This window comes from Streptomyces sp. NPDC006385, from assembly GCF_040612485.1.
Taxonomy (GTDB): domain Bacteria; phylum Actinomycetota; class Actinomycetes; order Streptomycetales; family Streptomycetaceae; genus Streptomyces.
In genome coordinates this window covers 1-20,874 of record NZ_JBEXQG010000016.1, presented here as the reverse complement: position 1 = coordinate 20,874, position 20,874 = coordinate 1, and the positions used below count along the sequence as shown (strand labels likewise).

At 69.8% G+C, this 20,874-nt stretch carries 15 protein-coding genes; 10 read left to right on the top strand and 5 right to left on the bottom strand.

The window, feature by feature from the left end:
- Positions 1-31: 31 nt before the first annotated feature.
- The 3 genes from ABZ078_RS15075 (at position 32) to ABZ078_RS15065 (ending at position 4,034) form a co-directional block, all read left to right on the top strand.
- Complete coding sequence (locus ABZ078_RS15075; RefSeq protein ID WP_356575277.1) at positions 32-427, top strand: (deoxy)nucleoside triphosphate pyrophosphohydrolase; 396 nt, start codon at positions 32-34, stop codon at positions 425-427.
- Between the two features lie 193 nt (positions 428-620).
- Entirely contained in the window at positions 621-1,022 is a 402-nt protein-coding gene (locus ABZ078_RS15070) for an ATP-binding protein (RefSeq protein WP_356575275.1), read from the top strand.
- A 327-nt stretch (positions 1,023-1,349) separates the two neighbouring features.
- A complete protein-coding gene (locus ABZ078_RS15065) occupies positions 1,350-4,034 on the top strand; it encodes a SpoIIE family protein phosphatase (RefSeq protein ID WP_356575273.1) in 2,685 nt (894 codons plus the stop codon).
- Positions 4,035-4,081: 47 nt separating this feature from the next.
- Here ABZ078_RS15065 and ABZ078_RS15060 read toward each other — a convergent pair whose 3' ends face one another.
- The 5 genes from ABZ078_RS15060 to ABZ078_RS15040 all read right to left on the bottom strand — a co-directional run bounded on the left by ABZ078_RS15060 (position 4,082) and on the right by ABZ078_RS15040 (position 9,868).
- Positions 4,082-5,866, bottom strand: coding sequence for a hypothetical protein (locus ABZ078_RS15060; protein ID WP_356575271.1), 1,785 nt, complete (start codon positions 5,864-5,866; stop codon positions 4,082-4,084).
- A gap of 112 nt (positions 5,867-5,978) precedes the next feature.
- Positions 5,979-6,743 (bottom strand): succinate dehydrogenase/fumarate reductase iron-sulfur subunit, encoded by a 765-nt coding sequence (locus ABZ078_RS15055; protein WP_356575269.1) that lies wholly within the window; start codon positions 6,741-6,743, stop codon positions 5,979-5,981.
- A complete protein-coding gene (locus ABZ078_RS15050) occupies positions 6,740-8,707 on the bottom strand; it encodes a fumarate reductase/succinate dehydrogenase flavoprotein subunit (protein WP_356575267.1) in 1,968 nt (655 codons plus the stop codon). Before ABZ078_RS15050 ends, ABZ078_RS15055 begins: the two co-directional genes overlap by 4 nt.
- A gap of 21 nt (positions 8,708-8,728) precedes the next feature.
- Positions 8,729-9,550 carry a hypothetical protein gene (locus ABZ078_RS15045; protein WP_356575265.1) on the bottom strand — a complete coding sequence of 274 codons (822 nt, stop codon included), beginning with the start codon at positions 9,548-9,550 and terminating at the stop codon, positions 8,729-8,731.
- Positions 9,551-9,577: 27 nt separating this feature from the next.
- A complete protein-coding gene (locus ABZ078_RS15040) occupies positions 9,578-9,868 on the bottom strand; it encodes a hypothetical protein (RefSeq protein ID WP_356575263.1) in 291 nt (96 codons plus the stop codon).
- A 357-nt stretch (positions 9,869-10,225) separates the two neighbouring features.
- Here ABZ078_RS15040 and ABZ078_RS15035 point away from each other — a divergent pair, with 357 nt between their 5' ends.
- The 7 genes from ABZ078_RS15035 to ABZ078_RS15005 form a co-directional block, all read left to right on the top strand.
- The gene (locus ABZ078_RS15035) at positions 10,226-12,598 is read left to right on the top strand and encodes an ABC transporter family substrate-binding protein (RefSeq protein ID WP_356575261.1); all 2,373 of its coding nucleotides are present in this window, start codon (positions 10,226-10,228) and stop codon (positions 12,596-12,598) included.
- A gap of 247 nt (positions 12,599-12,845) precedes the next feature.
- Positions 12,846-14,753: a translational GTPase TypA gene (gene typA, locus ABZ078_RS15030; protein WP_356575260.1), complete on the top strand. Its 1,908-nt coding sequence runs from the start codon at positions 12,846-12,848 to the stop codon at positions 14,751-14,753.
- 437 nt (positions 14,754-15,190) lie between these two features.
- Positions 15,191-16,225: an ABC transporter permease gene (locus ABZ078_RS15025; RefSeq protein WP_356575258.1), complete on the top strand. Its 1,035-nt coding sequence runs from the start codon at positions 15,191-15,193 to the stop codon at positions 16,223-16,225.
- Between the two features lie 106 nt (positions 16,226-16,331).
- Positions 16,332-18,140, top strand: coding sequence for an ABC transporter substrate-binding protein (locus ABZ078_RS15020; protein WP_356575257.1), 1,809 nt, complete (start codon positions 16,332-16,334; stop codon positions 18,138-18,140).
- 93 nt (positions 18,141-18,233) lie between these two features.
- Complete coding sequence (locus ABZ078_RS15015; protein ID WP_356575256.1) at positions 18,234-19,214, top strand: ABC transporter permease; 981 nt, start codon at positions 18,234-18,236, stop codon at positions 19,212-19,214.
- 49 nt (positions 19,215-19,263) lie between these two features.
- Positions 19,264-20,325, top strand: coding sequence for an ABC transporter ATP-binding protein (locus ABZ078_RS15010; protein ID WP_356575254.1), 1,062 nt, complete (start codon positions 19,264-19,266; stop codon positions 20,323-20,325).
- A gap of 13 nt (positions 20,326-20,338) precedes the next feature.
- Positions 20,339-20,874: ATP-binding cassette domain-containing protein (locus ABZ078_RS15005; RefSeq protein WP_356575252.1), on the top strand; the 536-nt coding region annotated here is incomplete at its 3' end.

Below are 20,874 nucleotides of genomic sequence, written 5' to 3'. Positions count from 1 at the left end.
CGCCCTCTTCCGCTCCCGTAGGCTCCGGCGCATGACGGAACGGATCGTGGTCGGCGCCGCGCTGCTGGGGCGGGGCCGCCTGCTCGCCGCGCGCCGCAGTGCGCCCGCGGAGCTGGCCGGGCGCTGGGAGCTGCCCGGGGGAAAGGTCGAGCCCGGAGAGGCGCCCGAGGAGGCGCTGGTGCGGGAACTGCGGGAGGAACTCGGCGTGGACGCCGAGGTGATCGAGCGGGTGCCCGGGGTGTGGCCACTGAAGTCTCCCTACGTCCTGCACGTGTGGACGGCCCGCCTGCTGCCCGGGGCGGGGGACCCCGAGCCGCTCCAGGACCACGACGCGCTGCGCTGGCTGGGGCCGGGGGAACTCTGGGACGTGGACTGGCTGGACCAGGACGTGCCGGCGGTCCGGGAAGTGGCCGGGTGGCTGGGGTGAGGCCGGGCGGCCGGGGCGAGGGCGGGCTGTGACGCGAAGGCCCCGGAGGCGTCGCCGTCACCGCCCTGAAGCGCCGCGCGAACCGGTTGATGCGATTCCTCTCCCGCGATACCGCTCCCGAATATCGGGTATGTGCCTATTAACCCTGTGAAACCGGACATGAGCGCCCCCGTTGGCCTGGGAAGTGATCGGCGTGACCGACACCGATGGTGACTGCGCCGAGTGGACCTTTCCCGCAGAGCCGGGCGCGGTGCGGGCCGCGCGTGCCGCCGTTCGCGGCCGGTTGCGCGCGTGGGACCTGGGCAGCCTCGCCGACATCGCGGCACTGCTGGTCAGTGAGCTGGTGACCAACTCCCTGCGGCACGCCACCGGGCCCATCGGCGTACGCCTGGTACGCCCGCTCGCATTCGGTGACGTCCTCCTCGTCGAGGTCTCCGACCCCCTTCCCGACCCACCCCGCGAACGCACCGCCCACCTGGAGGACGAGAGCGGCCGCGGCCTGCAACTCGTGGCGCACTCCTCACGACGATGGGGAACGAGACCGGGACGGAACGCGGGCAAGACGGTGTGGTTCGAGCTCGTGGTACCGGAGTAGGCCCGGCACCGCGAGACACGGCGACGGCTTCCTCCACGCCCCGCCCACGCCGTTCACAACCCGTCAGTAGGCGTCAACGCCGGTGTACGTCCCGCCCCACCCTGTCGAACACGTGGTTCAGGCCGGTGACGGTTGACGAATCGCGTGATTCGACCGCGTGTCCGCTGGTTAGAAGACGGGAAGTGTTTCCGCAGCCGGGACCGAAAACCATCGGGAACGTGCTGTGATCGTGAACACCGTGTCCTGCGGGACCGTAGTGCTGGATACTGCGGGCAGCCGCCGCCGGTGACCGGTGCCGGACGCGGTGAGCTGGAGGGGACGGTTCGCGTGAGCGAGATACCAGCGAAGGCCACGGAGTCCGAGGACCCGTCGGACGGCGCGAGGAGGAGGGCCGCGCCAGAACGGGCGACGCACCACACACGGGGCTCCCGTGACACACCGGCCCCCGACGGCCTCACCCCCCACGACTCGGGCTTCGCCTCCGACGAGGCCCGCCCCGGGGACCCCATCTGGCAGAGCAGTCCGCCCGGCTCGATGTACGACTACATCAAGGTCGCGTCCTTCTCCATCGGCCCCGACGGCCTGGTCGACCAGTGGAGCCTGCGCGCCGAGCAGTTGTTCGGCATCCCGGCTGAGCGTGCCGTCGGCACGGACCCCATCGAGACGTTCATCGACCCCGACCTGCGCGAGCAGGGCCAGCGCAAGATGGCCGAGATCCTCGACGGGCGGGAGTGGACCGGTGTCGTCCCCTTCCGGAAGCCGGACACGGCCGAGGGGGAGCGCGGTGAGGAGGGCCTCGCCGAGGTCTACGTCATGCCGACGCGGACCGAGGACGGTGAGAAGGCCGCCGTCTGCATCGTCGTCGACGTGCGCACCCTCCGCCGTATCGAGACCGACCTCGCCGCCTCGCAGGCGATTTTCGGTCAGTCTCCTTTCGGCTTCCTGCTGATCGACTCGGACCTGCGGGTGCGTCGCGCCAACCACCGGTTCGCCTCCGTCTTCGGCGGCACACCGGACGACCACCGCGGCCGCGGTGTCCACGACTATCTCGCCCGCCCCGAGGCGGACCGGGTGACGGCCACCCTGCGCCGCGTCCTGGAGAGCGGCGACTCCATCACGGACATGCACGTCACGGGCTTCCTGCCCGGCTCCGACGAGCGCCGCCACTGGTCCATCAACCTCTACCGGGTGCACAGCGGCAGCGGCCGTCCCATCGGCATCGCCTGGCTCGGAATCGACATCACCGCCCGCCGCGCCGCCGCCCGCGAGGCCGCCGCCGCGCGGCGGAATCTCGCCCTCCTGAACGAGGCCGGTGCCCGCATAGGCAACTCCCTCGACCTGGAGACCACCGCCCGCGAACTCCTCGACGTCGTGGTCCCCGGCTTCTGCGACCTGGCCACCGTCGACCTCTACCAGGGCCTGCTGGCCGGCGACGAGACCCCGCCCGGCCTCGCCGACGGCAGCGCCGAAGTGCGCCGCGTCGCCTTCGCCAGCGCGGTCTCCGACGCGCCGTTCGTCGGCGGCGGCGCCCCCGTCGCGGTCGGCGCCGTCCACCACTACCCCTTCAACTCGCCCTGCGCGGACGCCCTGCGCACCGCCCGGCCGCAGCACGTGCCCGGCGAGGAGGGCGGCCTCGTCCAGTCCACGCTCGCCGTGCCGATGGTCGCCCATGACACGGTCGTAGGACTGGCGCAGTTCGCCCGGACGAAGGGCAGTGAGCCGTTCGGCGAGCGGGACCAGGACCTCGCGGTGGAGCTGGCGGCGCGGGCGGCGGTGTGCATCGACAACGCCCGCCTGTACCGGCGCGAGCACGAGCGCGCGCTGATACTGCAACGCTCGCTCCTCCCGCCGGGGGACCCGGTCGCGTCCGGGCTGGACATCGCGTGCCGCTATCTGCCCGGCAACGCCGCGTCCGACCGCCCGAGCGAGGTGGGCGGTGACTGGTTCGACGTCATCGAACTCCCCGGGCACCGCACGGCGCTGGTCGTCGGGGACGTCATGGGACGTGGCCTGCGCGCGGCCGTCGCGATGGGCGAACTGCGTTCGGCTGTACGAACACTGGCGCTCCTCGACCTCGAACCGGCCGAGGTCCTCTCCGCGTTGGACGAGATCGCGCGCGGCCTGGGCGCCCCCGGCGGCGTCCAGCAGGCCACCCGCGCGGCCCGCCGGCCCCGTGAGGCGGACCTGTCCGAGGTGTACCTCGCGACCTGCGTGTACGCGGTCTACGACTCCGTCACACGCCGGTGCACCTTCGCCAACGCCGGCCACCTGCCGCCGGTCCTCGTCGAACCCGGTGAGGCGGCGCTGATGCTGGACGTGCCGCCGGGGATGCCGCTGGGCGTGGGCGGGGAACCGTTCGAGGAGGTGGAGGTCGAACTGCCGGAGGGCGCGCTGCTGGCGCTCTACACGGACGGCCTGGTCGAGTCCCGCGACCACCCCTTGGACGAGGGTCTGCAAGCCTTCGTGGGAGCGCTCACCGACCCCTCCCGCCCCCTGGAGGACGTCTGCGACCACGTCCTCAACACCCTCGACAGCCACCACGGCGAGGACGACATCGCGTTGCTGATGGCCCGCGTCCAGGGCCTGCCCGCCGAGTCGGTCGGCGACTGGACGCTGCCGCGGGAACCGCGCAGTGTGGGCCGCGCCCGTGAGTACGCCCGCGGCCAGCTGCTGTCATGGGACCTGGAACCCCTGGTCGACACCACGGAACTCCTGGTCAGCGAACTGGTCACCAATGCCCTGCGCTACGGCGAGGGCGAGATCCGACTCCGCCTCCTGCTGGACCGCACCCTGGTCTGCGAGGTCTGGGACTCCGGTCTGGTCCAACCACGCCGCCGCCGCGCCCGCGACACGGACGAGGGCGGCCGGGGCCTGCAACTGGTCGGCCTCCTCAGTGCCGCGTGGGGCTCCCGCCGCACACCGCGCGGCAAGACGGTGTGGTTCGAACTCCCGCTGCCGGACGGGGAGAACGGGCTGGCGGATCCGGCGGAGGCGTTGCTGAGTCTGTTCTGAGCGTGGGGGTGCGGGGTGTTGCCGTGCCGGGCGGAGGCGCGGCGCGTTCAGGTGCGGGCCGTGTCTCCGCGCCGCTCCCGGCTGCGCGGTCCGCCGAAGCTGACGGGCGGTCCGCCGTCCGGCTCCCTGCCCAGCAGCACCCCGCCGAGGACGGCGCCGGCGAGTCCTACGGTGTCGGCGCCGGGGCCGACGACGGGGTGGCCGTGCACGCGTATGTCCTGTTCGGCGAGGTCGTGGGCCTGCTGGGCCAGAGCGTCGGCCGCGACGAGGTCGGCGAGCTCCTGGCGCACGTCCCGACCCGCCCCCGACGCGGACGCCGGGGGAGCGAGCAGTCGCCGGGCCTCCGCCAACCGGGTGCGCGCCTCGCCGCCCACCGCCGCCCGATGCGTCGCGACGACAGCGTCCGCCCCGGCCACGGCACTGCGCGCGCACACCAGCGCGGCGGCCGGGATCACCCCGGCCCGCCCCGCGAAGACGGGCTGAACGCCCCGCACGATCCGCCGCAGCACGTCGAGGGCGTCGTACCGCCCGGACGTCAGCTCCTCTCGTACGACGGCCAGGACGAGGTCGGCACGGGTGGCACGGGCGTGCAGCTCACCGGGAGGGACCTCGACGGCGCGCGGGGAGGCGGGCGAGCCGGGTGGCGGCGGCCCGCCGACGGACCTCGGCGCGTCGGCGTCCCAGGTCCCGGCACCGGCTCGCCGCAGCCACTCCCGCGCCCCGGCGATCTCCGCCTCACCGCCGGTCAGCGCGGCCGGAACCATCGCCGCGGCCGTCGCCAGCTCCCCGGCGAGCCGCTCGATGCCGTCGATGAGGACGGCGGCCTGGGCGATGGCGCCCTCGGCCGACCGCAACTGTCCCGCGGCCCGCCCGTTCTCGCCCGAGTCGGCGCGTTGGCGGGACAGGTTGAGCCGCGTGGTGGCGAACACCAGCCGGTCCTTGGCCTGCTCGACATGGCCCGCGACGGCGGCGGTGGCGGAGGGGGCGTACCGCTCGCCGAGCTCGGCAAGGACGGCGTCCGTGTCCCCGATACGCCCGGCCAGCTCCCGAAACCGCCCCTCGGCGACGACCAGCGCATGACCCAGCCCCCCGCCCAGGCCCTCCTCCAACCCCCGCGTCTGGTCGAACGCGGCGGCCTGCGCGTCCAGCAACCGCCCCGTCTCCTCGCAGCGCCCGACGATCCCGGCGAGCACATGCCGCCGAGCCGCGCTCTCCTGCGGCACGCCGCCCTCGTACTGCCACCGCATCCGAAACGCGACCGCCAGCTCCCCTTCCGCGTCCCGCAGAACCCGCTCGAAAGGCTCAACGGCGGAAGGCTCAATAGCGAAAGACTCCGCGGCGAAAGGCTCAACCGCGGCAGGCTCCCCACCCCCCGCCCCGACCCGCCCCGCGACGAACCCGAGCTCCTCCCGACTCACCCGCACCCAGTCATCGGCCTCGACCAGCAGGGCACGCGCCCGCTCATCGAGCTCCCCCACCGCGGGCTCGACGACCGGGACCGGCGCCCCACCGGGAGTCGTACGCCCCCGTGCCCGCCGCCTCCGCCGCAGGAACCCGTACCCTGCGAGCACCCCCGCCGCGACAGCCGCCAGCAACGGCATCACGAGGTCCACCGCGGACGTCTCCTCGACCTCCTGCTGAGCCACCGCCCCGGCGACGGGCCGCGGCGCACCGCCCGCGACCGGATCCCCGTCCCCGATCGTCATCGCCGTCATCGCGGGCAACACCAGCCACACCACCGCGGCCACCCCACCCACCAGGGCGTGCACCACCCGCACGGATATGGGCGAGCCCCCACGCCGCGGCCGGCCCCGGATCAAGGATGACGTCACATTTGGGAGCGTATGAGCCCGATTGCGCCGGCGCGACCGGGGATGAGCCCGGGGTGTGGCGGGTGACGAACGGACCGCCGGGAACGAGGCGGGCGAGGAGTGCGAGGGGGGATCACCGCCTCCTGATCTTCGACCCCAGCCACACCAACGGGTCGTACTTGCGGTCGGCGGCCCGTTCCTTCAAGGGGATCAGGGCGTTGTCCGTGATCTTGATGCCCTCGGGGCAGACCTCCGTGCAGCACTTGGTGATGTTGCAGTAGCCGAGGCCGTGTTCGTCCTGGGCGGTCGTCCTGCGGTCCAGGCCGGCCTCGGCGGCCGCGTCCAGCGGGTGCATGTCCAGCTCCGCCACCCGCATCAGGAAGCGCGGCCCCGCGAACGCCGGTTTGTTCTCCTCGTGGTCGCGCACGACGTGGCAGGTGTCCTGGCACAGGAAGCACTCGATGCACTTGCGGAACTCCTGCGAGCGGTCCACGTCCTCCTGCATCATCCGGTACTCGCCGGGACCCAGGCCGGCGGGCGGAACGAAGGCGGGGACCTCACGCGCCTTCTCGTAGTTGAAGCCGACGTCCGTCACGAGGTCGCGGACCACCGGGAACGCCCGCAGGGGCGTCACCGTGATCGTCTCCTCCCGGCCGAACACCGACATCCGCGTCATGCACATCAGCCGCGGCCGCCCGTTGATCTCGGCGGAACACGAACCGCACTTGCCCGCCTTGCAGTTCCAGCGGACGGCCAGGTCGGGCGCCTGGGTGGCCTGCAGGCGGTGGATGATGTCCAGCACCACCTCGCCGTCGTTCACCTCGACCTTGAAGTCCTCCAGGCCGCCGCCCCGCACATCGCCCCGCCACACCTTGAAGCGGGCCTCGTAGCTGCTCACTGGTACAGCTCCTCTTCGGCGAGGTACTTGACCAGCTCCTCCTTGTCGAAGAGAGCGAGCAGGTCGGGGCGGACGGGGTCGGTGGTCTCCCGCAGGAGGGTGATCTGGCCGCGTTCGGGGTCGGTGGCCGCGAGACCACCCGTCGGATCGGCCAGTTGGCACAGCAGGTTGATGTTGCGCCACTTGCGGTCCATCGTCGGATGGTCCTCGCGGGTGTGGCCGCCGCGCGACTCCGTACGCTCCAGCGCTGCCCGGGCCACGCACTCGCTGACCAGCAGCATGTTGCGCAGGTCGAGCGCGAGGTGCCAGCCGGGGTTGAACTGCCGGTGGCCCTCGACGCCGGCCCGCCGGGCGCGTACCCGCAGATCCGCCAGCTTCTCCAGCGCCTGCTCCATCTCGGCCTCGCGGCGGATGATGCCGACGAGGTCGTTCATGGTCTGCTGGAGTTCCTGGTGGAGGGTGTACGGGTTCTCCGGCGGGCGCCCGTCCTCCGTGCCCGGGGCCGGTCCTTCCGCCGAGAAGGGGCGCAGCGCCTCCGCGGCCGCCGTGTCGACCTGGAGGTCGCTGACCTCGGGACGTTCGAAGGCCCGCGCGGCGGCGTACTCGGCGGCGTGCCAGCCCGCCCTGCGGCCGAACACCAGCAGGTCGGACAGCGAGTTCCCGCCGAGGCGGTTCGAGCCGTGCATGCCTCCGGCCACCTCACCGGCCGCGTAGAGGCCGGGCACCCCGCGTGCCGCCGCGGTGTCCGACTCGACCGCGATGCCCCCCATGACGTAGTGGCAGGTCGGCCCGACCTCCATCGCCTCGGCCGTGATGTCCACGTCCGCCAGCTCCTTGAACTGGTGGTACATGGAGGGCAGCCGGCGCTTGATGACCTCCGCCGGCATCCGGGTCGAGACGTCCAGGAAGACCCCGCCGTGCGGCGAGCCCCGGCCCGCCTTCACCTCGGCGTTGATGGCGCGGGCGACCTCGTCACGCGGCAACAGCTCCGGAGGGCGCCGGTTGTTGTCCGGGTCCTCGTACCAGCGGTCGCCCTCCTCCTCCGACTCGGCGTACTTCTCCTTGAAGACGTCGGGGATGTAGTCGAACATGAACCGCTTGCCCTCGGAGTTGCGCAGCACCCCGCCGTCGCCACGCACCGACTCCGTGACCAGGATCCCCTTCACCGACGGCGGCCAGACCATGCCCGTCGGATGGAACTGCACGAACTCCATGTTGAGCAGGGGCGCCCCGGCGAGCAGTGCCAGTGCGTGGCCGTCGCCCGTGTACTCCCAGGAGTTCGACGTCACCTTGAAGGACTTGCCGATCCCGCCCGTCGCGATCACGACCGCGGGGGCTTCGAGCACGAAGAAACGGCCCGTCTCGCGCTCGTACGCGAAGACCCCGGAGACCCGGCCGCCGCCCGCGGCGGAGCCGCTGTCAGGCACAGTCAGAATCCGCGTGACCGTGCACTCCTGGAAGACCTTCAGACGGGACTCGTAGTCCCCGGTCTCCTTCTTGTCCTGCTGCTGGAGCGAGACGATCTTCTGCTGGAGCGTGCGGATCAGCTCCAGGCCCGTGCGGTCGCCGACGTGCGCCAGGCGCGGGTACTCGTGGCCGCCGAAGTTGCGCTGCGAGATACGGCCGTCCTTCGTACGGTCGAACAGCGCGCCCCAGGTCTCCAGCTCCCACACCCGCTCCGGCGCCTCCCGCGCGTGCAGCTCGGCCATCCGCCACTGGTTGAGGAACTTGCCGCCGCGCATGGTGTCGCGGAAGTGGACCTGCCAGTTGTCGTGCGGGTTGGCATTGGCCATGGCCGCCGCGATGCCGCCCTCGGCCATCACCGTGTGCGCCTTGCCGAACAGCGACTTGCAGATCACGGCCGTACGGGCGCCTCGCTCGCGCGCCTCGATCGCCGCTCGCAGGCCCGCGCCCCCCGCGCCGACCACGACGACGTCCCACTCCTGCCGTTCGACCACGGACATCAGTTCAGTCCCCACTCACGATTAGAAGAAGCGCGGATCGTCGAAGACCCCGGACGCGACGAGATAGACGTAGAAGTCGGCGAGCGCCACGCTCACCAGCGACGTCCAGGCGAGCAGCATGTGGCGGGCGTTCAGCTTCCCGATCCACTGCCACATCCGGTAGCGCACCGGATGCTTGGAGAAGTGCTTGAGCTTGCCGCCGACGATGTGCCGGCAGGAGTGGCAGGAGAGGGTGTACGCCCAGATCAGCACGATGTTGACGAGGAAGACGAGGGTGCCCAGGCCCATGTGGCCCCACTCGTAGTTCTCGTCGCGGAAGGCGAGCACCGTGTCGTAGGTCAGGATGCCGGCGACCGGGATGGCGGCGTAGAAGAAGTACCGGTGGATGTTCTGCAGGATCAGCGGGAAGCGCGTCTCACCGCTGTACTTCTTGTGCGGCTCCGCCACCGCGCAGGCCGGGGGCGACATCCAGAAGCCGCGGTAGTAGGCCTTGCGGTAGTAGTAGCAGGTCAGGCGGAAGCCGAGCGGGAAGATCAGGATGATGATCGCGGGGGAGATGCCCCACCAGTTCCCGAACAGGTCCCAGTTCGGCCCGGCGCGCATGGGTTCGCAGTTCTCCGCCAGACAGGGCGAGTAGAACGGGGAGACGTACGGCGCCGCGTAGTAGTCCGCGTTGGCGAAGGCCCGCCAGGTCGAGTACACGATGAAGGCGAGCAGACCGGCCGCGGTGGCGGCCGGGGCCAGCCACCAGCGGTCGGTCCGCAGATGCGGGGCGGCGATCGCGGCGCGCGTACCGGTGTGTACGCCGCCGCTGTTCAGATGGGGTTCCGTACCAGTGGCCAATGCATGACTCCGGTCGGGTGCGGGTTCTCAGGGGGCGTGGCGGTCCCGGGCGCCGAGACCCTCGTCATCCGTGTCGATCCACAGAGAGTCGTCGTACGGCGTGTCGGGGATGGTGACGAGCTCCGGTTTGCGCTGCGCGGTGGGGCTCGCGGCCGCATCCCGCAGCAGCGCGACGCTCTCGCGCAGATGGTTGGCGTCGGTACGGACGCGGCGCATCTCCAGCCCGGCGGTACCGAGCTGCTTCTCCAGGCGGCCAACGGACCGGGACAGGTCGTCGAGGCAGCGCTGGACAGCTGTCAGGTCGTCTTGCACGGACATGACGTGACCTCACTTCCGTGGGCCCTTCGGCCCTGGGTGGCAACGTTCATGCGCCTGCGAGTGTTGCGCGTCACACCTGCCGATGTGAAGCCATGTGCAGCGATTGGCGGATTGCATGCCTCCGACGCACGCCCGCACGCGCGCTCTGTGTACGCCGGGGAGCCGGGCGGAGCGCCGGGGGTGCGTTGCTCCACGCGGGTGGCCTTGTACGCCCCCGCCGCCGTGTCGTCTCCGCCTGGCGAACCCTTTCCCCTTCAGTGGGGTGCCTTAGATCTGATCAGCTCCAAAATACCGCCAAACGTGATCAGAACGCACTAATTGTCACCGGCGGGACCCGCTCTCCGGAGGTACGCAGTGATGTCCCACGACGGCGCCGGATCCAGGCCCTCCCGCGCGGTCATGCGCTCGGTCGTCTTCCTCACGGCCGGTGGGCTCGCGATGACCGTGCTCTCCGGGTGCAGCGACCCCGATCCCGCCGGGAAGCCGCTGGCCGGGCAGGACATCGCACCGGCCGCCCGGGCCGAGGTCGCCGACGGAGGCACGCTGCGGTGGGCCGTGGACGCCGTACCGGAGACACTGAACACGTTCCAGTCGGACGCCGACGCCACCACGACCCGGATCGCGCAGGCCACCCTGCCCTCGATGTTCCGGCTCGACCCCAACGGGCGGCCGGAGCGCAACCCGGACTACCTGGAGTCCGCCAAGATCGTCGAGACCGAGCCCAAGCAGGTCGTCCTGTACAAGCTCAACCAGCAGGCCGTCTGGAGCGACGGCCGGGAGATCGGCGCCGCCGACTTCGCCGCCCAGTGGCGGGCCCTGTCCGGCAAGGACAGCGCCTACTGGACCGCCCGCAACGCCGGCTACGACCGGATCGAGAGGATCGAGCGCGGCAAGGGCGACCTGGAGGTCCGGGTCACCTTCGCCCGCCCGTACGCCGACTGGCGTTCTCTCTTCTCGCCGCTGTACCCGAAGGAGGTCATGGGCACGCCGGACTCCTTCAACGACGGGGCGCGCAAGAAGCTGAAGGTCAGCGCCGGGCCGTTCACCCTGAAGAAGATCGACCGCAAGGACGACGAGGTCCGGCTCACCCGCAATCCCCGCTGGTGGGGACAGCGGGCCAAGCTCGACGAGATCGTCCTGCGGGCCGTGCCGCGCGACGAGCGGACCGCCGAGCTGGCCGCCGGAAAGCTCGACCTGGCCGAGATCGACCCCGCGGCGGCCCGGCGCATCGCCCTCGCCGCGCCTCCCCGGCCGGCGAGCACCGGAGCCGGCGCCGGAGCGAGCGCCAGCGGCACGCCGCTGATGGGTCCGGACCGGCGCCAGAAGAAGACCCCCCAGCAGCGGCGGGACGAGGTGGCGTTCCGCGGCTTCGAGCTGCGCAAGTCCCTGGAACCGACGTACACCCAGCTCGCCCTCAACGGCACCGACGGTCCGCTCGCCGACGAGCGGGTGCGGCGGGCCGTGGCGCGCGCGCTGGACCGCGAGGAGCTGGCGAAGCTGGTCCTGGCCCCGCTCGGCCTGCCCGCCGAGCCGGTCGGCAGCCATCTCGCCCTGTCCGGCCAGGCCGCGTACGCCGACAACAGCGGTGCGATCGGCGACCAGGACACGGAGGAGGCGCAGGCGCTGCTCGCGGACGCGGGGTGGGTGCCGGGCGGGCCGGTCAAGGAACCGGAGAAGGGGGAGAAGGCGGCCGGGGCGGAGGGGAAGAAGGCCGGGAAGGGCGAGGGCGGGGAGAAGGCCGAGAAGGGCGAGGGCGGGGAGAAGGCCGAGAAGGGCGAGGGCGGGGAGAAGGCCGAGAAGGCTGACAAGACCGGGAACGCCGAGAAGGCCGAGAAAGCCGAGAAGGCTGACAAGAACGAGAAGGCTGACAAGAACGAGAAGCCCGAGAAGACCGAGAAGGCCGGCGGGACCGACAAGGCCGGCAAGGGCGAGAAGGACTCGGACTCGGCGGGCAAGGACTCGGACCCGGACTCGGCCGGCGGGGACGACGGCACGTACATCGTCGGCGAGGACGACAAGGCGGGTGACGGCGACGGCCGTACGGGGGAGCACCTCGCCCAGGACGGCAAGCAGTACGGCGGCAAGCAGCTTCAGCAGGGCGGGGCGCCCGGCGCGTACGCCCCCCAGGGCACCGCCGCGCCGGCGGGGGCGGCGGCGCGGCCGCTGGCGAAGGACGGCAAGGCGCTGGTCCTGCGGTTCGTGGTGCCGTCGGGCGAGGGCTCCCGGACGCTGCGGACGGTGGCGGACCGGATCGGGCTCATGCTGGAGCGGATCGGCATCCGTACCGAGATCAGCAAGGTCTCGGACGAGAGCTACTTCAAGGACCACATCGCCTCCGGCCAGTACGACCTCGCCCTCTACTCCTGGCCGACGTCCGCCTACCCCGCCACCGACGCCCGCCCCATCTACGCCAAGCCGGTCCCGGCGGCCGACGGCTCCCTGAACGTCGAGCAGAACTACACGCGCGTCGGCACCGACCAGGTGGACCAGCTTTTCGACCAGGCGATCGCCACGCTCGACGAGTCCGAGTCCCGCTCCCTGATCCGCAAGGCCGACTCCCGCATCTGGGCGGCGGCCGGCTCGATCCCGCTCTACCAGCGGCCCCAGCTGACAGCGGCGAAGAAGAACCTCGCCAACGCGGGCGCCTTCGGCTTCGAGACGCCGGTGTACGAGGACATGGGCTTCCTGAAGAAGGGGACGAGGCCGTCGGCTACGACGTCGGTCGGTTAGGGGCTGGAGGGGAGCGGTCACGCTGCGACACCGGCCCACAGCGGGGGTCTGGGGGCCGCAGACCCCCTGTGCGGGCCGGAAAGGGGCGTCAACCCTTCACTGACCTGCGCTGAAGCATCCCACCAAGCCCCAGCGGCAGCGGCCCCGTACCATGGGGTGAGGCCGTGGCATGTTCCGCCCGGCAGGGCCCGCGTAACACAGACGTACGCAGCAGGGCCGTCCTCACACTCCGGGAGTACGCCGCAATATGGCCACGCGCCACGACATCCGTAACGTCGCCATCGTCGCCCACGTCGACCACGGCAAGACCACCATCGTCGACGGCATGCTGAAGCAGGCCGGTGCCTTCGCCGCGCACCAGCTCGACCAGGTCGACGACCGCATGATGGACTCGAACGACCTGGAGCGTGAGAAGGGCATCACGATCCTCGCCAAGAACACGGCGGTGAAGTACCACCCCAAGGACGGCGGGGAGCCCATCACGATCAACATCATCGACACCCCCGGCCACGCCGACTTCGGTGGCGAGGTCGAGCGCGGTCTGTCGATGGTCGACGGGGTCGTCCTGCTCGTCGACGCCTCCGAGGGGCCGCTGCCCCAGACCCGGTTCGTGCTGCGCAAGGCGCTCCAGGCCCGCCTGCCGATCATCCTGTGCATCAACAAGACGGACCGGCCGGACGCCCGTATCGACGAGGTCGTCAACGAGACCTACGACCTCTTCCTCGACCTGGACGCCGACGAGGAGCAGATCGAGTTCCCGATCGTCTACGCCTGCGGCCGTGACGGCATCGCGTCGCTCACCAAGCCGGAGGACGGGACCGTCCCCGCGGACTCCACCAGCCTGGAGCCGTTCTTCTCCACCATCCTGGAGCACATCCCGGCCCCCACCTACGACGAGGACGCCCCGCTCCAGGCCCACGTCACCAACCTCGACGCCGACAACTTCCTCGGCCGTATCGCGCTGCTGCGCGTGCACCAGGGCGAGCTGAAGAAGGGGCAGACGGTCGCGTGGATGAAGCGCGACGGATCCGTCACCAACGTCCGCATCAGCGAGCTGATGATGACCGAGGCGCTGACCCGCAAGCCGGCCGAGGTGGCCGGCCCCGGTGACATCTGTGCCGTCGCCGGTATCCCGGACATCATGATCGGCGAGACCCTCGCCGACCCGGAGAACCCGGTCCCGCTGCCCCTGATCACGGTCGACGAGCCCGCGATCTCCATGGTCATCGGCACCAACACCTCCCCGCTGGTCGGCCGCGGCGGCACCGGCAAGGGCGCCGACGCGAAGGCGGCCGTGAAGGACCGCAAGGTCACCGCCCGCCAGGTCAAGGACCGCCTCGACCGCGAGCTGATCGGTAACGTCAGCCTCCGCGTCCTGGACACCGAGCGGCCGGACGCCTGGGAGGTGCAGGGCCGTGGCGAGCTGGCGCTGGCCATCCTGGTCGAGCAGATGCGCCGTGAGGGCTTCGAGCTGACCATCGGCAAGCCGCAGGTCGTGACGAAGGACGTGGACGGCAAGGTCTACGAGCCCGTCGAGCGCATGACCATCGACGTGCCCGAGGAGCACATGGGCGCCGTCACCCAGCTCATGGGTGTGCGCAAGGGCCGTATGGACAACATGTCCAACCACGGTTCCGGTTGGGTGCGCATGGAGTTCGTCGTTCCGTCCCGTGGTCTGATCGGGTTCCGGACCGAGTTCCTGACCCAGACCCGCGGCACCGGCATCGGCCACTCGATCCACGAGGGCTTCGAGCCCTGGTTCGGCACCCTTCAGACCCGCAACAACGGTTCGCTGGTCGCCGACCGCGCCGGTGCCGTCACCGCGTTCGCGATGACGAACCTCCAGGAGCGCGGTGTGCTGTTCGTCGAGCCCGGCACCGAGGTGTACGAAGGCATGATCGTCGGCGAGAACTCGCGCGCCGACGACATGGACGTCAACATCACCAAGGAGAAGAAGCTCACCAACATGCGGTCGTCCACGGCCGATGTCGCCGAGTCGATCGTCCCGCCGCGCAAGCTGTCGCTGGAGCAGTCCCTGGAGTTCTGCCGCGACGACGAGTGCGTGGAGGTGACGCCGGAGGCGGTGCGCATCCGCAAGGTGAACCTGGACGCCCGCGAGCGCGCCCGCGCCGCGAGCCGCGCCAAGCACGGCTGAGTATCGAGCACTTGAGCCCGGGCTCCCCCGTCATGGGGGAGCCCGGGCTTTTTGCAAGTCGTTTTTCCGTGGCTGAGACTCGCCCCCATGTCCGAAATGCGGAGATCTTCGCACGATAGCCAGGGAACACGTCCGTTTCGCGGCCTTCTCCCCGCAAACGCTTTGTCCGGATTTTGGAAGATCTCGCCGTGAGCTGTGACTGAATTGAGATTTCAAGACGGTGGTCGGTAGTTGGCGCATGGCAGATAGTTAGCGGCAGCGCTCGGGTCAATGGGCCTCGCACTGTGGGGACAGTGTTCGACTCACGAGCGGCAGGGGTCGCTTGATCCTCCGTCAGGGGTGTCGGAGGAAGGGGCGCACCACCTCTTACGCGCGTCCGGCTGCGGACTTCCGTACGCCTCGCTTTGGCATACCCATACCAGCGAAACGGACGAAACGTGAAAAGTCGTATCGGTATTGAGGGTGGCGGGACCTCGATCGTCGCGGACGGCGAGCCACAGCCGACGGAGAAGGCCGAGGACGAGCAGCTCGTCGGGCGCTCACCCGGGCAGTTGATGTGGATCCGCTTCAAACGCGACCGCACCGGCGTGATCTCGGCCTGCGTCGTCATCTTCTTCTTCCTGATCGGCCTGCTCGCCCCGGTGATCTCCTGGCTGTACGGCAAGGACCCGTACACGGTGTACGCCGACGAGCGCCCTGAGCTGTTCGACAGCGCGGGCGTCCCGGTGCAGCCCAACGGCGGGATCAGCGGCGAGTTCTGGTTCGGCCTCGAACCCGGCAACGGATACGACGTCTTCACCAAGTTGCTCTACGGCATCCGGACTTCGCTGGGGATCTCCGTCGCGGTCACGATCGCGACCGTGCTCACCGGGATCATCCTCGGCGTCACGGCCGGCTACCTGGGCGGAAAGACCGACTACTGGATCAGCCGGGTCATCGACTTCCTGCTCGCCTTCCCGTCCCAGCTGTTCTTCATCGCCAGCATGCCGGTCGTGGTCTCCCTGTTCGTCAGCCCGCGCGACGAGACGCCCGTCTACGTCCGGGTGGTCGCCCTCATCCTGGTGATGTGGTTCCTGGGCTGGATGAGCCTCGGGCGGATCCTCAGAGGCACCACACTCGCCCTGCGAGAACGGGAGTTCATCGAGGCGGCCAAGGTCAGCGGGGCCCCGCCGGGGCGGATCATCCGCAAGGAGATCCTGCCGAACGTGGTCACCCCGATCCTCGTGCAGGGCACCTACATGCTCCCCAACTTCGTCACCGCCGAGGCCGGTCTGTCCTTCCTCGGCGTGGGCATCGTCGAGCCGACGCCGGACTGGGGACAGATGTTCTCCAAGGCGTCCACCGAGCTCGTGATGCGGAACGACATCACCTACATGTTCTTCCCCGGCATCTCGATGATCATCTTCATCGTCGCGTTCAACCTGCTCGGGGATTCCGTCAGAGACGCCTTCGACCCCAAGACGGCACGCTGACGCACTGGTTGGCACCTGGTACTTCGCACTTGGCACTTGGCTATTGGCACTTCGCACTTGGCACTTCCTTGGCACTGGTGACACACAGATGGGTGGGAACTGAGTGATGAGTAGGGGCGGACGCCACGCATACGCGGCGATCTCGGTGCTCGCGGCCGGCGCACTCGTGCTGACCGGGTGCAGCGAGGGCGGCAGCAAGGGCACTGGCAACGACAAGAAACAGCAGGAGAACGCCGAGCGGCAGCAGGCGTCCATCAAGTTCGGGGACGCCGCGGCCTCCAAGGGACCCGCGGCCGAGGTCCCCGGCGCCAAGTCCGGCGGCACCATCTCGGTGCTGGCCCGCGACAGTTACGCCCACCTCGACCCGGGCCAGATCTACGTCCAGGACGAGATGGCGGTCTCCCAACTGCTGCACAGAGGCCTCACCGGCTACAAGGCGACCAGCAACGACGGCAGCGAGCACGAGGTCGTCGGCGACCTCGCCACCGACTCCGGCACGACCACGGACGGCGGCAAGACCTGGAAGTTCACGCTCAAGGACGGCATCAAGTTCGAGGACGGCTCCGCGATCACCTCGGCCGACGTCCGCCACACCTTCGAGCGGCAGTTCGCGCCCTTCATCAACCAGGGCCCGCCGTACATCCAGCAGTGGCTGGCCGACACCCCCGGTGCCGACTACCGCAAGCTGCTGCCGGACGGCCCGTTCAAGGGCAAGCACCTGCCGGACAGCATCCTGGAGACACCCGACGAGAACACGGTCGTCTTCAAGTTCAAGAAACCGCACCCCGACCTGCCGTACGCCCTCGCCATGACGGGCTACGCCATCGTCTCCAAGAAGGGCGACACCAAGGAGAAGTACGACAAGGACCCGGTGGCCGCCGGCCCGTACAAGATCCAGGAGTTCAAGTCGGGCAAGTCGATGGTGCTGGTGAGGAACACCAACTGGGACCCGGCCACGGACCCGCTGCGGCACCAGTACGTCGACCGGTTCAACATCACCTTCAACCAGCAGTACGAGGACTCCACCAAGGCGCTGCTCGCCGACAGCGGCAGTGACCGGACGGGTGTCAGCTTCAGCAACCAGGTCGACGCGGGCAACCTGTCCAAGGTCCTGAACGACCCGAAGCTGAAGTCCCGTACGGTCTCCGGCTACCAGCCGTACGTCGGCCAGATGAACATCAACATGAGCCACCCGGAGATGAAGGACATCAAGGTCCGCCAGGCCATCGCCCACGCGCTTCCGGTCACACCCTTCGTGCGTGCCTACGGCGGCACCGACGCGATGGAGGTCGCGGGCGGCATCATCAGCCCGACCGTCAGCGGCTACGACGCCTCGTTCGACCCGTTCGGCAAGAAGAAGAAGCCCGCGGGCGACCCGGCCAAGGCCAAGAAGCTGCTGGAAGAGGCCGGCAAGGTCGGTCTGAAGCTCACCTTCGGCTACATCAACACCCCTGAGGGCCAGCAGTACTCCACCGCCATGGCGGCGGGCCTGGAGAAGGCCGGCTTCGACGTCCAGCGCCAGGAGATCCCGGCCGAGACCTTCTACGACCAGGTCAGCAAGCTGGACAACAACTACGACATCTTCCACACCGCGTGGGGTGCCGACTGGCCGTCCGCCTCGACCGTGATCCCGCCGCTGTACGACGGACGCATGATCGCCGAGGGCGCCCAGAACTACTCCCAGATCAACGATCCCAAGGTCAACAGCGAGATCGACCGGATCAACACGATCACCGACCCGGTCAAGGCCGCGGCCGAGTGGGAGAAGCTCAACAAGTACCTGCTCACGAAGGTGGTCAACGTCGTACCGACCGCCTACTACAAGCAGGTCCAGATCGCCGGATCCAAGATCGGCGGCCTCGTCTACGACGACATCATCGCCGGCGTCGACCCGCGCCGCCTGTACGTCAAGTAACCCCGCCCTTCGCGGCACCCGGTGCGTCCGCCCTCCCCCGGGGCCCGCGCGCCGGGTGCCGCCCGGCCCGCCGACGTCTGAGAGCTGCCTGCCATGCTGCGCTTTTTGGTCCGCCGGTCCCTCGGCGCCGTCGTCATCCTCTTCCTGCTGAGCATCGTCACCTTCCTGCTGTTCTTCGGAATGCCGCGTGACCCGGCGCTCCTGATGTGCGGCAAGACGTGCACGCCGGCCAACCTGGAGAACCTGCACCGGGTCCTCGGCCTCGACAAGCCGATCCCCGAGCAGTACTGGATCTTCCTGACCAACCTCGTCACGGGCAGCGACGACTTCGCCCAAGGTCCCTGCCCCGCCCCCTGCTTCGGGTACTCGTACCACTCCAACGAGCAGGTCTGGGCCACCCTGATGGACCGCCTGCCCACCACCCTCTCGCTCACCGTGGGCGGGGCGGTCTGCTTCCTGGTCGTCGGTCTGGGCACCGGACTGATCGCCGCCTGGAAGCGCGGCACGCTCGTCGACAAGGCCTTCACGGCCGGCGCGATGGTGATCAGCTCGATGCAGATCTACTTCCTCGGCCCGCTGGCCCTGGCGATCCTCGTCTACCAGACCCACATCTTCGACAAGCCCGCCTACAACGAGTTCACCGAGAACCCCGCCGCCTGGTTCGGAGGACTGATCATCCCGTGGGTGGTGCTGTCGACGATCTTCGCCTCGCAGTACACGCGTATGTCGCGCTCCTCGATGATCGAGCAACTCCAGGAGGAACACGTCCGCACCGCCCGCGCCAAGGGCATGTCCCGGCGGTACGTCTTCTTCCGCTACGCCTGGCGCGGCTCGCTGATCCCCGTCGTCACCATCTTCGGCATCGACCTCGGCTCGCTGCTCGGCGGCGCCATCATCACGGAGTACACCTTCGGACTTCCGGGGCTCGGCCGGCTGGCGGTGGAGTCGGTGTTCTTCAGCGATCTGCCGCTGCTGCTGGGCGTGATGCTGTTCTCCGCCACCATGATCCTGCTCTGCAACATCGTCGTCGACGCCGCGTACGCCTTCATCGACCCCCGGGTACGCCTGGCCTAGGCCCCGGCGGGGAATCGTTCCAGCGGTACTGCTGATTGGGAGCACTGACGTGACCACTCTGACCAAGGAGGCCGGCGCCCCGGTCCCGGCCGACGCGGACGCGTTCCTCTCGGTGCGGGACCTGCACGTCAGCTTCAGGACCGAGGACGGCGTCGTACGGGCCGTGGACGGGCTCTCCTTCGACCTGGAGCGCGGCAGGACGCTGGGCATCGTGGGCGAGTCGGGCTCGGGGAAGTCGGTGACGAACCTGACGATCCTCGGGCTGCACAACCCGATGTTCACCACCGTCGAGGGCGAGATCCTGCTGGAGGGGCAGGAGTTGACCACCGCCCGGGAGTCCGAACTGGAGAGGCTGCGCGGCAACAAGGTCGCCATGATCTTCCAGGACCCCCTCACCGCCCTGTCGCCGTACTACACCGTGGGCCGGCAGATCGCCGAGCCGTACATGAAGCACATGCGCGCCTCGAAGAAGGCGGCCTGGGAGCGGGCGGTGGAGATGCTGGGGAAGGTCGGCATCCCGAACCCGCGACAACGGGCGAAGGACTACCCGCACCAGTTCTCCGGCGGTATGCGCCAGCGCGCGATGATCGCGATGGCGCTGGTCTGCGACCCCGACCTGCTGATCGCCGACGAGCCGACCACCGCCCTGGACGTCACCGTCCAGGCCCAGATCCTGGACCTGCTGAAGGACCTGCAGCAGGAGTTCGGCTCGGCGATCATCTTCATCACGCACGACCTCGGGGTCATCGCCGACATGGCGGACGACATCATGGTGATGTACGCGGGCGGCGCGGTGGAGCGCGGCACGGTCGACGAGGTGCTGAGGGCGCCGCAACACCCGTACACCTGGGGCCTGCTGAACTCGATGCCGCGCCTGGACTCGGACCCGAACGCCCCGCTGGCCCCGATCCCCGGCACCCCGCCGTCCCTGCTCAAGCCGCCCTCCGGCTGCCGCTTCCACCCGCGCTGCACCTTCCAGGACCGCGTCGGCGGCAACCGCTGCGTCACCGAGATCCCGTTGCTCGGTCCGGACCGCTCCTCGGCCTGCCACCTCACGGCCGAGGAGAAGCGGACCATCTTCATCGAAGAGATCAAGCCCCGACTGGGCTAGGAGGTCTACGGACATGACAGAGGACCTCGTCCTCCCCACTCCCCGCGAAGCCGCCCCCGACGCGCCCGGCGAACCGCTGCTGGTCGTGGAGAAGCTCGTCAAGCACTTCCCGGTCAAGGGCGGCTTCCCGATCCGCCGCACGGTCGGCCAGGTGCAGGCGGTGGACGGCATCGACCTGACCGTGCACGTCGGCGAGAGCTTCGGTCTGGTGGGGGAGTCGGGCTGCGGCAAGTCGACCACGGGCCGGCTGATCACCAAGCTGATGGAGCCGACGGGCGGCAGGATCTCGTACCGCGGGCAGGACATCACGCACGCGAGCCGCAAGCAGCTGGCCCCGGTCCGCTCCGAGATCCAGATGATCTTCCAGGACCCTTACTCGTCGCTGAACCCCCGCCAGACGGTGGGCAAGATCATCTCGGGTCCGATGGAGATCAACGGGATCCAGCCGGAGGGAGGCAGGGAGAAGCGGGTCCGTGAGCTGCTGGAGATCGTGGGCCTGAACCCCGAGCACTACAACCGCTTCCCGCACGAGTTCTCCGGCGGTCAGCG

Bases quoted from the DNA above. Each gene is read 5' to 3' on its own strand.
- typA (WP_356575260.1), top strand. From the start codon at position 12,846: ATGGCCACGCGCCACGACATCCGTAACGTCGCCATCGTCGCCCACGTC.
- ABZ078_RS15020 (WP_356575257.1), top strand. From the start codon at position 16,332: ATGAGTAGGGGCGGACGCCACGCATACGCGGCGATCTCGGTGCTCGCG.
- ABZ078_RS15075 (WP_356575277.1), top strand. From the start codon at position 32: ATGACGGAACGGATCGTGGTCGGCGCCGCGCTGCTGGGGCGGGGCCGC.
- ABZ078_RS15015 (WP_356575256.1), top strand. From the start codon at position 18,234: ATGCTGCGCTTTTTGGTCCGCCGGTCCCTCGGCGCCGTCGTCATCCTC.
- ABZ078_RS15040 (WP_356575263.1), bottom strand. From the start codon at position 9,868: ATGTCCGTGCAAGACGACCTGACAGCTGTCCAGCGCTGCCTCGACGAC.
- ABZ078_RS15035 (WP_356575261.1), top strand. From the start codon at position 10,226: ATGTCCCACGACGGCGCCGGATCCAGGCCCTCCCGCGCGGTCATGCGC.
- ABZ078_RS15050 (WP_356575267.1), bottom strand. From the start codon at position 8,707: ATGTCCGTGGTCGAACGGCAGGAGTGGGACGTCGTCGTGGTCGGCGCG.